General features: G+C 35.1%; 10 protein-coding genes. 5 read left to right on the plus strand and 5 right to left on the minus strand.

The window, feature by feature from the left end:
* Positions 1-42 precede the first annotated feature (42 nt).
* From OZP15_RS14670 to mraZ, 5 genes are read right to left on the minus strand one after another with little or no spacing between them, the layout of a single operon-like run.
* Positions 43-1,506, minus strand: a complete 1,464-nt coding sequence (locus OZP15_RS14670) for a UDP-N-acetylmuramoyl-L-alanyl-D-glutamate--2,6-diaminopimelate ligase (RefSeq protein WP_269226227.1) — start codon at positions 1,504-1,506, stop codon at positions 43-45.
* Positions 1,503-3,509 carry a penicillin-binding protein gene (locus tag OZP15_RS14675; protein ID WP_281336513.1) on the minus strand — a complete coding sequence of 669 codons (2,007 nt, stop codon included), beginning with the start codon at positions 3,507-3,509 and terminating at the stop codon, positions 1,503-1,505. Before OZP15_RS14675 ends, OZP15_RS14670 begins: the two co-directional genes overlap by 4 nt.
* Entirely contained in the window at positions 3,500-3,847 is a 348-nt protein-coding gene (locus tag OZP15_RS14680; protein ID WP_269227967.1) for an FtsL-like putative cell division protein, read from the minus strand. Before OZP15_RS14680 ends, OZP15_RS14675 begins: the two co-directional genes overlap by 10 nt.
* Before the next feature lie 53 nt (positions 3,848-3,900).
* Positions 3,901-4,809 (minus strand): 16S rRNA (cytosine(1402)-N(4))-methyltransferase RsmH, encoded by a 909-nt coding sequence (rsmH, locus tag OZP15_RS14685; protein ID WP_281336514.1) that lies wholly within the window; start codon positions 4,807-4,809, stop codon positions 3,901-3,903.
* Positions 4,784-5,257, minus strand: a complete 474-nt coding sequence (gene mraZ / locus OZP15_RS14690; RefSeq protein WP_269226228.1) for a division/cell wall cluster transcriptional repressor MraZ — start codon at positions 5,255-5,257, stop codon at positions 4,784-4,786. Before mraZ ends, rsmH begins: the two co-directional genes overlap by 26 nt.
* A gap of 617 nt (positions 5,258-5,874) precedes the next feature.
* Between mraZ and OZP15_RS14695 the strand changes: the two genes are divergently transcribed.
* The 5 genes from OZP15_RS14695 to OZP15_RS14715 all read left to right on the plus strand — a co-directional run bounded on the left by OZP15_RS14695 (position 5,875) and on the right by OZP15_RS14715 (position 17,065).
* Entirely contained in the window at positions 5,875-8,160 is a 2,286-nt protein-coding gene (locus OZP15_RS14695; protein ID WP_281336515.1) for an NADP-dependent malic enzyme, read from the plus strand.
* Positions 8,161-8,434: 274 nt separating this feature from the next.
* The gene (gene ruvA / locus OZP15_RS14700) at positions 8,435-9,016 is read left to right on the plus strand and encodes a Holliday junction branch migration protein RuvA (protein ID WP_269226229.1); all 582 of its coding nucleotides are present in this window, start codon (positions 8,435-8,437) and stop codon (positions 9,014-9,016) included.
* Positions 9,017-9,052: 36 nt separating this feature from the next.
* Positions 9,053-16,195 (plus strand): T9SS outer membrane translocon Sov/SprA, encoded by a 7,143-nt coding sequence (sov, locus tag OZP15_RS14705; protein WP_281337493.1) that lies wholly within the window; start codon positions 9,053-9,055, stop codon positions 16,193-16,195.
* A 110-nt stretch (positions 16,196-16,305) separates the two neighbouring features.
* A complete protein-coding gene (gene gcvH / locus OZP15_RS14710) occupies positions 16,306-16,686 on the plus strand; it encodes a glycine cleavage system protein GcvH (RefSeq protein ID WP_269226230.1) in 381 nt (126 codons plus the stop codon).
* Positions 16,679-17,065, plus strand: coding sequence for a VanZ family protein (locus tag OZP15_RS14715; protein WP_269226231.1), 387 nt, complete (start codon positions 16,679-16,681; stop codon positions 17,063-17,065). Before gcvH ends, OZP15_RS14715 begins: the two co-directional genes overlap by 8 nt.
* Positions 17,066-17,187 lie beyond the last annotated feature (122 nt).

Here is a 17,187-nt window from a genome sequence, read left to right on the forward strand (position 1 = left end):
AGTCGGTTATTTGTTTAACTGGTTATGGACTTTGGATTAAACTTATTTTCCTAGTTGATTTAATAATTCTGTTATTGTTTCCAAATCGTCAAAATGATGACGTACGCCATTTACTTCCTGATAGGTTTCGTGTCCTTTTCCAGCAATCAGAATAATATCGTTAGGTTGAGCCAGTTGACAAGCGGTTTTTATAGCTTGTTTTCTATCAGTAATGGAAAGTGATTTTTTATAATTTTGAGGCGCAATTCCTTGTTCCATTTCGTTGATGATGACTTCTGGATCTTCATTTCTTGGATTATCCGAAGTCAGAATCACTTTGTCACTTAATTCCGTGGCAATCGAAGCCATAATTGGACGTTTCGCTTTATCTCTATTTCCACCACAACCTACAACTGTGATCAATTGTTCGTTTTTGGTACGGATATCGTTAATTGTTTTTAAAACATTTTCCAATGCGTCTGGAGTGTGAGCATAATCTACAATTGCAGTTATATTTGAAGCAGAAACGATGAATTGAAAACGACCTGAAACACTTTCTAAATCGGATAATAATCGCAATACTTCCAAACTTTCCATTCCTAATTCTACTGCCGTTCCGTATATCGCCAATAAATTATAAGCATTGAATGTTCCAATTAATTTTACCCAAACTTCATTTCCATTAATTTTCAACAATAAGCCTGATAATTGATTTTCCAAAATTTGTGCTTTGTAATCAGAGTATGATTTTAAAGCATAAGTCAGTTTTTTGGCTGTGGTATTTTGCAACATTACTGCACCATTTTTATCATCAATATTGGATAAAGCAAAAGCTGTTTTTGGCAAATGGTCGAAAAACGATTTTTTCACATCACGGTATTCTGCAAAAGTGGGGTGATAATCCAAATGATCGTGTGACAAATTGGTAAAAACACCTCCTGAAAAATGCAAAGCTTCGGTACGTTTTTGATGAATACCGTGTGAACTCACTTCCATAAAACAATACTCAACCCCAGCATCTACCATTTCATTCAAATAATGATTGATGGTAATGGAATCTGGCGTAGTATGTGTTGCTTTGTATTCTGTATCGTCAACCAAGATTTTTACAGTGGACAATAATCCCACTTTGAAACCTGCTTTTTTATACAATTGATACAACAAAGAAGCGATTGTTGTTTTACCATTTGTTCCAGTAATACCCACCAATTTCAATTTTGCAGAAGGTTCTCCAAAATAATTAGCAGCCATAAAAGCCAAAGCTTTGTTGGTATCTTTTACCTGAATGTAGGTAATTCCGTCCGCTATATTCTCTGGTAAGGTATCGCACACTATGGCAACAGCTCCTAAACTGATGGCTTTTTCGATAAAATCGTGTCCGTTTGAAATCGTTCCACGAATAGCCACAAAAATGTCATTGGCTACAATATTTCTAGAATCGAATTCCATTTTATGGATAGCAACATCTGTCGAACCTTTTACGGCTTCGATAGCGACTTTGTATATTATTTCTTTTAGAATAATCACGATAATTCTAATATTATGGTTGTGTTTTTAGCTAAATTTTCTCCTGGCTGAATGGATTGTTTTTTTACTTTTCCAACACCTATTACTTTTACTTTTACACCAAGATTCCCCAATATTGCAACGGCATCCATTCCTGACATTCCTTTAAGATTTGGTACTAATCGGTATTTCTTTTCTGATTTTTTATAAAATGTATTGTAATTTGCCTCTTGTTTTTGAACCACTCTATTGATGTTTCGAATTTCGTTTGTAGATGGAGCATCGGTAAAAATCTTTTGAGCAATTCGTTTGAAAACAGGACCAGCCACATCTGCTCCATAATAATTATTCAAAGAGGTATTGGGTTCATGAACCACAACTACACAAGAATATTTAGGACTTTCAGCAGGAAAAAACCCTACGAAAGACGAAATATAATGTTTGTCATTTCCGCCATTAGTTCCATAATTTGCTTGTGCTGTTCCTGTTTTTCCTGCCATCGAAAAATCTTTAGAATACAACTTGGCTCCTGTTCCTCTTTTTACCACATTTTGCAAAAGTGATTTCAACTTTTTAATAGTTGCATCGGAACATATCTTCGGATTGATGACTTGCTTATCGTATTTTTTTATGGTTTTATTCCACTCTTTAATCTCTGAAACGAATTGTGGTTTTACCATTTCTCCGTTATTTGCAACAGCATTATACAAAGTCAATGTTTGTAAAGGCGTCATGGCAACACTGTATCCAAAAGCCATCCAAGGCAAAATATTAGGATTCCAATTTTTATCCGTTGTTTGATGTACAATAGGTTTTCCTTCTCCTTTAAATGGTAATCCAAGAGGTTTATTTAAACCCATTTTATTTATTCTATCGATAAATTCTTGTGGGTCATTTTTATAATTTTCATAAACCGCCTGAACCAAAATCGTATTGGATGAAACTTCGAAACCTTTTCCTAGAGAAATTTTTCCATAACCGCCTTCATGCGAATCACGAACTTTGTCACCTCTATAACTTATAACACCACCACGGCTATCGTAAACCTTTGATGTATCGACTTTGTTATCATCCAAAAGCGCAATCATATCAATCAATTTGAATGTAGAACCCGGTTCGTGCGATTCGGCAACAGCATAATTTACAGTTTCATAATAATTGCCTGTTTTATCATCTCTTCCTAGATTAGAAATAGCTTTTACTTTACCTGTTTTGGTTTCCATAACGACTACACATCCGTGCTCGGCATCATATTCTTCCAATTGTTTTAATAAAGCGTGGTGTGCAATGTCTTGGATAAAAACATCGATTGTCGAAATCACATCGTAGCCATCTTGCGGATCTACTTCATTCACATCACGAATAGGTTTCCACTGTCCTTTGGCAATTTTTTGTTTTAAAACTTTACCATCTTTACCGTTAAGGTATTTTCTAAAAGCCCACTCAATACCTTTTCCATCAAGAGTTCCGCTTGGTGTTTTTCTTTCGTAGCCAATGGTTCTCTCGGCAATTTTTCCAATTGGGTGCTCTCTTACTGTTTTTTGTTCAACTATAATTCCACCTTTGTAAGGACCTAAATTAAACATTGGAAAACTCTTCATTTTCATGTATTCGGTATAACTCAAATCACGAGCTACGAGAAAATAGCGGTTTTTATTGGCTCTTGCTTTTCTAAATTCATTCAAGAAAAAACTACTTGGCTTTTTCAAAAGAATGGATAAGGAATCCGATAAAGATTTTACATTTTTTTCGAATGCTTCCGATTTTGGCGCAACAGCATCAAAACGAATAACATAATTAGGAATTGAAGTAGCCAACAAACTTCCATCGGCTGAATAAATATTCCCTTTATTGGCAGGAATTACAAAGTTTTTAACGGTTCTTTCTTTGGCTAATTTTCGATAATGATCGCCTTCTACCCATTGAATATTGGTCAATTTAACAGCAATCGCCATCGCCATCAAAAAGATGAAGAAAGCGACCAGATAAATTCTGTAGGATATGTTTTTATCTTCTACTGCCATATTTTTTGAAAAAAACTTTTTTCGACTACTTTTTTAACCTTGATTTTTGTTGGCGGAACAGTTGATGGAAAAATTTCTTTTGCCAACATTTTTTCAGAAACCGTCGATTCCATTCTTAATTTCATTAATTCTGAACGTCTATCTACAAATTCCGAACGTAATTCTTTTACTTCGTTTGTCAGCTCGTTAATCTTGAAAACTTTTTGTTCGAAACGCTGTGTATTCGCAATCATTATTATAGCCAGAACAATCAAAAAAACAATGAAACGCCAGTTTTTTATAGAGTCATCTTCGATAAGAAATCTTGCTTTTAATAGGCTATAAACTCCGTTTTTCATCATTACTATTTTTAACCAAAAAGACGCAAAGGCGCTAAATCATTTTTAATAAATTATATTTTCTCGGCAATTCTTAATTTGGCACTTCTTGCTCTATTGTTAGTTTTGATTTCGTCATTATCTGGAACAATCAATTTTCCGATGGTTTTGAATGGAACTGAAAAATTTCCAAAAAAATCACGTTCTGGTTCTCCTTCAAACATTCCGTTTTTGACAAATCTTTTTACCAATCGGTCTTCCAATGAATGATAGGAAATCACACTCAATCTTCCACCTGGATTTAAAATCTCTAATGACTGCTCTAGAAATTCTTTCAAAACATCCATTTCTTGATTGACTTCTATCCGAATGGCTTGATAAATTTGAGCCAAAACTTTATTCCGAATTCTTTCGGGTAAATATTTTGCCAAAATTTCTTTCAACTCATCAGTAGTTTTAATTGATTGATGTTCTCTAGCTTCGATAATAGTTCTTGACAAAGCGGGTGCATTTTTCAATTCGCCATAATCCAAGAACACTCTTCTCAAATTAGCATCATCATATTCATTGACTACTCTGTAGGCGTCCAAATCATTTTTCTGACTCATTCTCATATCCAATTCGGCATCAAAACGAGTCGAAAAACCTCTTTCTGGCACATCAAACTGATGCGACGAAACGCCTAAATCAGCCAAAATCCCATCTACAGATTTCACTCCATAAAAACGTAAAAACCTTTTTATAAATCGAAAATTCTCATTAATAAGCGTAAATCTTTCGTCTGGCAAAGCATTCGCCAACGCATCTTCATCTTGATCGAAAGCAAATAATTTTCCGTTAGGACCCAATCGATTTAAAATTTCCTTAGAGTGTCCGCCGCCGCCAAAAGTAACATCTACATAAACTCCATCAGGCTTGATATTCAAGCCATCTACGGTAGGATGCAATAAAACCGGATTATGATATTCCATTGTCGTCGTCATTTATATTACCCATTACATCTTCGGCTAAATCTGCAAAATCGATGTCTTGCCCATCAATTGATTTTTCGTATAAATCTTTGTCCCAAATCTCTACAATATTGACTGCTGATGAAAACACCACGTCTTTAGCAATACTCGCAAAAGTCACCAAATCTTTAGGCACCAATAATCGTCCTAAAGCATCAATTTCAACCACCTTTACTCCAGCAGTAAAACGACGAATGAAGTCATTATTTTTCTTCACAAATCGGTTGAGTTTGTTGATTTTTTGCATCATCAAATCCCATTCTTCCATGGGATACAACTCCAAACAAGGCTGAAAAACGGAACGCTTCAAAACAAATCCGTTTTGAAGTGAAGTAGCCAATTGCTTTTTCAAAGGCGCAGGTAGCATTACCCGTCCTTTAGCATCGACTTTACATTCATATGTTCCGACAATTGCAGTCAATTGAAATAAATTAAATAGTGATAAGCAAAAATAGAAATTTATTACCACATTTTACCACTATCTACCACTTTGTTGATAAGTTTTACCACTTCTAACCCTAAAAGCTTAATTTTAGGACAATCAAGGCGTTAACAGATTTTTAGGTCCACTGTTGAGAAGTTCGGGATTAAGGAAAAGATTATTAGAAAATAGAAAAGTTAAGCAAGAATCATTGTCTAAAACTTCCTATTCTTACAAATCGCTAGGACATTGCTTTCAATAAATAAAAATTACCTACAACTGATTATTGATACTTAACCCGTTGGGTGTAATTATTAAAAATAAAAGAATATTAAAAAGATATAAAATTTAAACATATAGAATCATAGAAAAAGAAGTTGCATAGCCAATCGCTTCGCCTATTCGCTATCGCTCGGGTCTTGAGTTCACATAGCGATGTTTTTCTTTAATAAAGTGAAACGCCTTTCAAAATTTACAAAATCTATGTTTCTATGTTTTTAAAAATCAAAAAATTTGAATTACACCCAACGGGTTATTTTTTTGTAAATGAATGCTATAAAAACTTCCTTTTTAAAACAAGACTTCTATCTTTGTAGGATTGAAAAAATCTGAAAACAATGGACAAGAACAGTAAAAGAAGAGAAGCATTATTATATCATGCCAAACCTACTCCGGGTAAAATTCAAGTAGTTCCAACCAAAAAACACGCTACACAACGTGATTTATCTTTGGCGTATTCGCCAGGTGTTGCCGAGCCATGTTTGGAAATTGCCAAAGACATCAACAATGTTTACAAATACACCTCAAAAGGAAATTTAGTAGCTGTAATATCCAATGGAACTGCGGTTTTAGGACTAGGAGATATTGGACCTGAAGCAGGAAAACCAGTAATGGAAGGAAAAGGATTACTGTTTAAAATCTTTGGAGGAATTGATGTATTCGATATTGAAATTCAAACCAAAGATGTTGAAGAATTTATTCAAACTGTTAAAAATATAGCTCCTACTTTTGGAGGAATTAATCTAGAAGACATTAAAGCACCAGAATCTTTCGAAATAGAAAGACGCTTGGTCGAAGAATTGAATATTCCAGTAATGCACGACGATCAACACGGAACAGCTATTATTTCATCGGCTGCATTGTTGAATGCTTTGGAATTAGCAGGCAAGAAAGCCGAAGATTTGAAAATGGTCGTTTCAGGAGCAGGTTCTGCGGCATTGGCTTGTGCGGATATGTATATTTTATTGGGTGTTAAGCTAGAAAATATTTTGATGTTCAATAGTAAAGGACTTTTGACGAAAGGCAATCCAGCTTTATCTGATTTGCAACAAAAATATGCTGTTGACAAGCCATCTATGACTTTGGAAGAAGCCTTGGTTGGTGCCGATATTTTCTTGGGATTGTCATCAGGCGATATCATGTCAGCGGAAATGCTTTTGTCTATGGCGGATAATCCAATTGTTTTTGCTATGGCAAATCCAAATCCAGAAATTGCTTACAACCTAGCTATTTCTACTCGAAAAGATGTGATTATGGCAACTGGTCGTTCCGACCATCCTAATCAAGTGAATAATGTTCTTGGTTTTCCTTATATTTTCCGAGGCGCATTAGATGTCCGAGCTACCAAAATTAACGAAGCTATGAAAATGGCTGCCGTTAGAGCTTTGGCAGCCTTGGCAAAAGAAAGCGTTCCAGAGCAGGTGAATATTGCTTATGGCGCTACGAAGTTGACTTTTGGTCGTGAATACATTATTCCATCGCCATTTGATCCTCGATTAATAACCGTTGTGGCTCCCGCTGTAGCAAAAGCCGCTATGGATTCTGGCGTAGCATTAAACCCTATTCAGGATTGGAATAAATACGAAGAAGAGCTCCTAGAACGAATGGGATCAGACAATAAAATGGTGCGATTGATAGCCAACAGAGCCAAAGATGATCCTAAAAAAATTGTGTTCCCTGAAGCAGAACATTTGGATGTATTGAAAGCTGCTCAAATTGTTTCGGAAGAAGGAATTGGTTTTCCTGTTTTATTAGGAAACAAAAAAATCATCTTGGAACTCAAAAAAGAACTCGGTTTTGATGCTGAAGTGGAAATTATAGACCCTAAAACTTCTGAAGAAGAAACTCGAAGAAATAAATTTGCTAAAGCCTATTGGAAAACCAGACAAAGAGCTGGGATTTCATTATATGATGCTCAAAGTTTAATGCGAGAGCGCAATTATTTTGGCGCAATGATGGTCAATGAAGGAGAGGCCGATGCTATTGTAACGGGTTATTCCAGAAGTTATCCATCGGTAGTAAAACCCATGTTGCAACTTATCGAAAGAGCACCGGGTGTTTCACTAGTAGCTACAACGAATATGATGCTAACCAGCCGTGGGCCAATGTTCTTGTCAGATACCGCAATTAACATCAATCCATCGGCAGAAGATTTAGCTAAAATTGCAATTATGACAGCAAATGCAGCCAAAATGTTTGGAATTACACCTGTAATTGCGATGATTTCATTCTCTAATTTTGGTTCTTCGACCAATGTTAGTGCTGCAAAAGTTAGAGAAGCAGTTGCTTATTTGCATAAAAACCATCCTGATATGATTATTGATGGTGAACTTCAAGCTGATTTTGCGTTGAATCCAGAAATGCTAAAAGCCAAATTTCCGTTCTCTAAATTAGCAGGAAAAAAAGTGAATACCTTGATTTTTCCGAATTTGGAATCGGCTAATATTACCTATAAACTCTTGAAAGAATTGAATAATGTGGATTCTATTGGGCCAATAATGTTAGGAATGGGAAAACCTGTTCATATCTTTCAGTTAGGAGCAAGTGTAGAAGAAATGGTTAATATGGCAGCAATTGCAGTGATTGACGCACAAGAAAAAGAAAAGAGAAAAAATAAAATCTAAAAAATAATTTCCCAATAACAGCACTTTTATTGAGCATTCGCTTTTAAAACCGAAGAAATTTTAAATAAAAAAACACCGCTGATTCGCTGATTCTCACAACATAAATTAGATAAAATTAACGCCGATTTTTCAATTAGTGCAATGAAACAGTTCTGATTTATTTTTAAAATCTGCGAATCTGCGGTAATTTTTTAAAGCGAATACCTTGGACTTCTATAAATTAAATAATAGTTTATAGAAGTTTTGTTATATTTGGACGATTTAAAATTTAGCGATGATAGCACATTTACAGGGAAAATTAGTAGAAAAATCACCTACACAAGTGGTTATTGATTGTGGCGGAGTTGGGTACCATGTGAATATTTCGTTGCATACCTATTCTTTACTTCCCAATACTGATTTTATTAAATTATTTACCCATCTTCAAATTAAGGAAGATGCACATACCTTATTTGGTTTTGTAGAAAAATCCGAGAGAGAAATTTTTAGATTATTACTTTCTGTCTCTGGAATTGGAGCCAGTATCGCTCGAACGATGCTATCCTCATTAGATCCCAAACAAATTGCCAATGCTATTGGTTCTGGAGACGTGGTTACGATTCAGTCTATAAAAGGAATAGGAGTTAAAACGGCTCAAAGAGTAATACTGGATTTGAAAGAAAAAATGTTAAAACTCTATGATATAGACGAAGTTTCGATGTCGCAAAGCAATACAAATCGAGATGAAGCGTTATCTGCCTTGGAGGTATTAGGATTTGTTCGCAAAACTTCCGAAAAAGTGGTAGAAAGAATTGTCAAAGAAGCTCCAGAGAGTTCGGTTGAATATATTATTAAGCAAGCTTTAAAAAACTTATAAAAGTTGAAAATACAATATTTTAAAAGAAACCAATTCGTGCGTAAATATTATACCCTACTGTTGGTTGTGTTTGGCGGATTTGTGTCACAAGCCCAAGTAGAACCAGTGGTTCAGGACACCACAAAGACAGGATATTCTACTGGTAAAATTCAAGTCAAAGACCCGCAAAGTATTCTTAAATCTTATACTTATGATCCTGTTACTGGAATGTATGTTTATGCTAAAACTGTGGACGGATTTCCAACTGATTATCCTGCCATTTTAAGTCCAAAAGAATACGAAGATTTAGCTAGAAAGATTGCGATGCGCAATTATTTCAAACAGAAATTAGACGCTATCGAAGGAAAAAAAGACGGAAGTGAAGAGGCTAAAAAAGATTTATTACCCAGATATTACGTAAAATCAGGACTTTTTGAAACTATTTTCGGAAGCAATACCATTGATGTAAAGCCAACAGGTTCTGTCGAAATGGATTTTGGTGTTCGTTATACCAAGCAAGATAATCCCGCATTTTCGCCTAGAAATCGATCTACAACTGCTTTCGATTTCAATCAAAGAATTAGCATGAGTTTGATGGGAAAAGTAGGAACTCGATTAGGAGTTAATGTCAATTATGATACCCAATCTACTTTTGCTTTTCAAAATTTAATCAAACTAGAATATACACCAACCGAAGACGATATTATTCAAAAAATTGAAGTCGGAAACGTAAATATGCCTTTGAATAGCTCTTTAATCAGAGGCCCTCAAAGTTTATTTGGAGTAAAAACGAAATTGCAATTTGGCAAAACATCCATAACAGGCGTTTTTTCAGAACAAAAATCACAGACTAAAACCGTTGTTGCCGAAGGAGGAGGAACGATTCAGGATTTTGAAATGTTTGCCTTGGATTATGATAGCGACCGACACTTCTTTCTTTCGCAATATTTCAGAAATAAATACGATTCCGCTTTAAGAGGTTATCCTTTTATTGATAGTAGAGTTCAGATTTCAAGATTGGAAATATGGGTAACCAACAAACAAAATCGTGTCAATGCAACTACAGGTAACAACCTACGAAATGTTATAGCATTACAGGATTTAGGAGAAGCGCAATTAACTGGATTGCAAGATAGCGAAGTGGTAGTTTTAAACCCTTCGGCAGGAATGTTTAATAATGCTCCAGACTCTCCTGCAGATAACTCCAATAATAAATATGATCCCACAAAAATAGGTCAAGCAGGCAGTTTATTAAACAATAACATTCGTGAAATTGCTACTTCTGGTTCTGGTTTTAACACTACGGTTAGCGAAGGAGCAGATTATTCGAAATTAGAAAATGCCAGAAAATTAACTGCTGCCGAATATACATTTCATCCGCAATTAGGATATATTTCCTTGCAACAAAGATTGGCTAATGACGAAGTTCTTGCAGTTGCATACCAATACACTATTGGTGACCAAGTATATCAAGTGGGGGAATTTGGAAATGACGGTGTAGATGCAACGGTTGTAACAGGAACTACGCCAGCAGACCAAGCTGTTATTTCACAAAGTTTAGTGTTGAAAATGCTAAAAAGCAACTTGACCAATGTTAAAAATCCAGTGTGGAATTTGATGATGAAAAATATTTATCAAATCCCAGGAGCCTATCAGTTGACACAAGAAAATTTCAGATTCAACATTCTTTACACTGATCCTTCGCCAATCAATTATATCACGCCAGTATTAGGAAGTGATTTTCCTTCGAATCCAACTGCTGGAAATGAAGTTGCGGAAACCCCTTTGTTGAAAGTCTTCAATTTAGACAAATTGAATTTCAACAATGACCCTCAAACTGGCGGTGATGGTTTCTTCGATTTTATGCAAGGAATGACTGTTGATACTCAAAACGGTCGCATTATATTCACTACCAAAGAACCTTTTGGAGAATTATTGTTTTCTAAATTGTCTATTGGAGGAGAAGATTATAAAAATCCAAGTTCCTATAACGCCAATCAAAGGAAATACGTGTTCCAAAATATGTATGCCGAGACACAGGCCAAAGCATTGCAAGACAGTGATAAAAACAAATTCCTTTTGCGAGGAAAATACAAATCTTCTGGTGGCGACGGAATTCCAATTGGGGCATTCAACGTACCTAGAGGTTCGGTAGTCGTTACGGCTGGAGGAAGAGTTTTAGTAGAAGGAATCGATTATAGCGTGAATTATCAATTGGGAAGAGTGCAAATTCTAGACCCATCATTGCAAGCATCGAATACACCAATTAGTGTGTCTTTGGAAAACAATTCAATTTTCGGACAACAAACCAAACGCTTTTTCGGAATTAATGTAGAACACCAAATCACCGATAAGTTTATGGTGGGAGCTACGTTTTTGAAATTGAATGAAAGACCATTTACTCAAAAATCAAGCTTTGGACAGGAATCAGTAAATAATAATATTTTTGGATTCAATACTAATTTTTCATCCGAAGTTCCTTTTTTAACTCGATTGGTCAATAAATTACCGAATATGGATACAGATGTACCGTCTAATATTTCGGTACGTGGTGAAGTCGCTTTTTTGAAACCAGAAGCACCAAAAGGAAATGCTTTTCAAGGAGAATCTACTATTTATGTAGATGATTTTGAAGGGTCACAATCTACCATCGATATGCGTTCGGCTTATGCTTGGAGCTTGGCTTCTACACCAACCAATCTAAATGCTAAAGAGCCTACAGATTATGAATTTAATGGTGCTGCCAATGATTTGACTTATGGTTTCAAGAGAGCTAAATTAGCTTGGTACACCATTGATCCTGTATTTTATACTCAAAAACCATCGGGAATTTCAAATGACGATTTATCTTTGAATAGTACTCGAAGAATTTTCAGCCAAGAATTGTATCCGCTTACGGATATTGCAGCCGGACAAACACAGGTCATAAACACCTTGGACTTGACTTATTTCCCAAGAGAAAGAGGGCCTTATAACAATAATTCGAGTTTTGCTACAGCTCCTAAAGATAATTTTGGAGGAATTATGCGATCTTTAAATTCAACCAATTTCGAACAAGGAAACGTAGAATACATTCAGTTTTGGGTATTGGATCCGTATGTAGGAGCTGGACAAGTTACCCCAACCAATACTGGGAAAATTTATTTCAATCTTGGAGAAATTTCAGAAGATGTCTTGAAAGATGGTAGAAAGCAATACGAAAACGGATTGGGAGCAGATCAAATCATGGTCAATCCACAACCACAATGGGGAGATGTTCCTGCTTCGCAATCGTTGATTTATGCTTTTGATACCGATACTACTAATCGTACTAATCAAGATGTTGGTTTAGATGGTTTGCCAAGTTCAAGAGAGGGAGCAATTTATAACAACTTTGCATCCGAACCCGATCCAGCTGCCGATAATTATACTTATTTCTTGAATACTTCTGGAAGTGTTATAAATAGATATAAAAATTATAATGGGCTCGAAGGGAATTCAGCGGTGAACATAAATGATGCCAATAGAGCTTCTACTTCTCTTCCAGATGTGGAAGATATTAATAGAGATAACACCATGAATACCATCAATGCGTATTATGAATATAGTATTGATATGAGGCCTAACATGGATGTTGGTCAAAACTACATTACCGATGTTAGAAATACACAAGTAACCATGGACAACGGAGCGGTTACTAATGCCAGATGGATTCAATTTAAGATTCCTATAGCTCAACCTGACAATACCATTGGAAATATCTCTGATTTTAGATCCATCCGTTTTATGAGAATGTTCATGACTGATTTTGATGAGGAAATCACCTTGCGTTTTGGTTCATTAGATTTAGTCAGAGGTGATTGGAGACGATACACCAGTTCATTAGATCCGAATGATTTGATTATAGATGATGATGGAACTAATTTAGATGTATTGGCGGTAAATCTTCAAGAAAACGACGATAGATGTCCTATTAATTATGTAGTTCCACCGGGTGTACGACAAGAACAATTGTATAACAATAATACGGTTATCGATCAAAATGAACAATCCTTGTCTTTGAGAGTTTCAGGCGACGGATTAGAACCAGAAGATTCAAGAGCTGTTTTCAAAAATGTGAGTGTGGATATTCGTCAATTCAAAAAACTGAAGATGTTTTTACATGCCGAATCTTTGCCAGGCGAAATTGCATTAAGCGATGATCAAATGATTGGTTTCATCCGTTTTGGGAATGACTTTACCCAAAACTTTTATCAAATTGAAATTCCTTTAAAGGTGACTTCACCTGGTGCCAATTGTGCTAAATTGAGTGCAGAAACAGTTTGGCCAGTAGAAAATGAAATCGATATTTCATTGGCATTATTAACACAATTAAAAATCTTATCCAAAAAAATAGATCCAAGCTCGTTACCGGCCGATGGAATTTATTATCAAAACGAAGATGAATTAGACCCTTCTTTGTCTGGAAAAGTAAATAAATTAAGATTGGGTATCAAAGGAAATCCTAATTTCGGATTGATTCGGAACTTGATGTTAGGGGTCAAAAGTGATGCCGATCATCAAGACACCAAAGGGGAAGTTTGGTTCAACGAATTACGTGTTGCCGATATGGATAATAGCGGCGGTATGGCAGCAGTGTTGAATGTGGATACCAACCTAGCTGATTTTGCAACCATTTCTGCTACAGGTCGAATGAGTACGATTGGTTTTGGCGCATTAGAAGAAGGACCAAACGAAAGAAGTCGTGAAGATGTAAAGCAATACAATATTGTTACTAATTTGAGTTTGGGTAAATTATTGCCTCCAAAATGGAGAATTACTTTGCCGTTCAATTATGCTATTGCCGAAGAAACGATTACTCCAGAATACGATCCTTTTAACCAAGATATTCGATTAAAACAGTTATTGGATAATACTACTGATGCTGCTGAAAGAGCTAATATCACCAATAGAGCTGTAGATTATACCAAAAGAAGAAGCATCAATTTTATTGGAGTAAGAAAAGAAAGAGGTGAAGAACAAAAACCACATGTTTATGATCCTGAAAACTTTACGCTATCGCAATCATATAATGAGGTAGAACGTCACGACTATGAAATAGAAGATTATGTAGATCAACAATCCAATACTGCTGTGGATTATGCTTATAGCTTTCAACCGAAAACAGTAGAGCCTTTCAAGAAAACAAAATTCATGAAGAAAAGCAGTTACTGGAAGTTGTTGAGCGATTTCAACTTTAATTATTTGCCTTCTAGTATTAATTTTAATACCAATATTAATAGACAATACAACCGCCAGCAATTTCGCCAAGTAGAGGTTGAGGGAATTGGAATTGATCCTTTGTACAGAAGGAATTTTGCTTTTAACTATCAATATGGTTTTAATTATAATTTAACCAAATCATTAAAATTAAACTACACTGCTTCATCGACTAATATTGTAAAAAACTACATGAACGAGTTCAATGAGCCAATTGATAGTTTTACTATTTGGGACAGTTATTTAGATGTAGGTACTGCTAACCAACACATGCAACAGTTGGTCGTGAATTATCAGATTCCAATAGATAAAATACCCGTATTTAGTTTTATCAAAGCCAATTATTCTTATACGGGAGATTACAGTTGGCAAAGAGCTTCAATTGCATTGTCGAGTTACACAGCAACAGACGGAACGACTTATGATTTAGGAAACACGGTTCAAAATGCTGCATCTCATACTTTGAATGCCACGTTTTCTATGGATACTTTCTATAAGTATATCGGGTTGACCAAAACGTCTCAATTGAAAGCCAAGCCCAAAACTGCGTTGCCAAAACCAGGAGAGAAAATTGCCAATACCAATGTTGCTGTAGCAAAAGAAAATACTTTTATGAATGGTTTGATTGGTGTTTTGACCAGTGTGAAAAATATTCAGGCGAGTTATATTAAAAACAGCGGAACTGTTCTGCCAGGATACACACCTAGTTTGGGATTCTTCGGTTCGTCAAAACCTACACTTGGATTTATTTTTGGTAGCCAGGATGATGTAAGGTACGAAGCCGCCAGAAACGGTTGGTTGACTACTTATCAGGAATACAACCAGAATTTTACACAAGTAACAAATGAAGTGTTTAAAACGACAGCCAATATCGATTTGTTTCCTGATTTTAAAATTGATTTGACGTTGGATAGATCGCTTTCTGATAATTATTCCGAACAATATGATGTTAGTACTAATGGTATCTATAATCCAAGATCACCTTATAGTTATGGCAATTTCTCCATTTCGACTGTTATGATTAAAACGGCATTTTCTGCAAGTGACGAATTTAGTTCAACAGCATTTGACGATTTTAGAACTAATAGACTAATAGTCGCTAATAGATTAGCTACAGCTAGAGGAATTGATATTACAAACCCTGGCAATATCGATGCCGAAGGATATCCAATTGGATTTGGAAAAAACAATCAAGCCGTATTATTACCAGCCTTTTTAGCCGCTTATTCAGGTGGCGATGCTTCAAGCACTTCGCTTGGAATTTTCAAGAATATTCCAATACCAAACTGGTCTATAAAATACAATGGTTTGATGCGTTATGCTTTTTTCAAAAAGAATTTTAAGCGTTTCTCATTGCAACAAAACTATAGAGCTTCCTATACTGTTAATAATTTTAGATCAAATTTTGAATTTGATAAGGAACCAGGCGGAGTGGATGCAAGCGGTAACTTTTTGAACAAAACCATCATGTCTAATGTCAATTTGGTAGAACAATTTAATCCATTAATCCGAGTGGATTTTGAATTGATAAATTCATTGAAAATCCTGACTGAAGTAAAGAAAGACCGAGCTTTATCGATGAGTTTTGACAATAATTTATTGACCGAAGTAAAAGGAATCGAATATATAGTAGGAATGGGGTATCGAATTAAAGATGTGGTTTTCTCCTCCAGACTAGCTGATAATCCTACAGGAATTATCAAAAGTGATGTCATTTTAAGAGCCGATATGTCATATAGAAACAATCAAACTATTGTGCGTTATTTAGATTATGACAACAATCAATTGGCTGGCGGACAAAATGTTTGGTCGCTGAAATTAACTGCCGATTATTCGTTTAGCAAAAACCTAACGGCTATTTTCTATTACGATCATGCTTTTTCTCAAGCAGTGATTTCAACCTCATTTCCGTTGACTAATATTCGTTCTGGATTCACACTACGATATAATTTTGGAAATTAATGAAATTTTATGCCAATCGTTCTGCTATTAAAGTTAGAAATAATACTTTTGAAAAATATTAAATATAAAACCAGAATTCCAAAATTGGAGTTCTAAAATCTAAAATTATTATGAGCATCCCAGCAAATTTAAAGTACACAAAAGATCACGAATGGGTAAGTATTGAAGGCGATATAGCCACAATAGGAATCACTCATTTTGCACAAAAAGAGTTAGGAGATATTGTGTATGTTGAAGTAGAAACTTTAGATCAAACTTTAGAAAAAGACGAAGTTTTTGGAACTGTTGAGGCAGTAAAAACCGTTTCTGATTTGTTTCTTCCACTAACGGGTGAAATTTTTGCCTTTAACGAAGAATTAGAAAGCACTCCCGAAAATGTAAATACTGATCCTTATGGAGCAGGTTGGATGATTAAAGTAAAAATCGCTGATCCAGCTGAAATCGAAACCTTGCTTTCTGATGAAGCATACAAAGAACTGATAGGTGCTTAAAAAAATATTTTTCTGCGCAGCGCTATTTTGGACAGGTGTAATCTTGTTTTTTTGTTTGATAAACGCAAATAAAATTAGGCAAATTGCTGTCCCTAACTTTGACAAAGTGATTCACGCCGGTTTTCATTTTGTGTTTACAGCACTTTGGTTTTTGTTTTTAAAAAAGAAATTGAATAGTGTCAATAGTTATAGACCATTATTATTATCATTGGTTTTATCATTCTTTTTCGGAATTCTAATCGAGTTGATGCAACGTTATTTTACAGTAACCAGAAATGCAGATGTATTGGATGTAGTTGCTGATGTGGCAGGTTCTTTAGTAGTTGTATTATTGGTTTTTTTGTTGAATAAATACAATGGCGTTGTAGATAAAATATAATTAAGAAAGCGGTATTTTGGATTTTAAAGATCAAAAGAATTGGGTCATAAGTATCGTTGTAAAAATCATAAAATACTCAAAATAAAAGTTCTGTTATTATTTGTTTGAGTTTTAAACTTTCA

The sequence above is a fragment of the Flavobacterium eburneipallidum genome (assembly GCF_027111355.2).
Taxonomy (GTDB): Bacteria; Bacteroidota; Bacteroidia; order Flavobacteriales; family Flavobacteriaceae; genus Flavobacterium; species Flavobacterium eburneipallidum.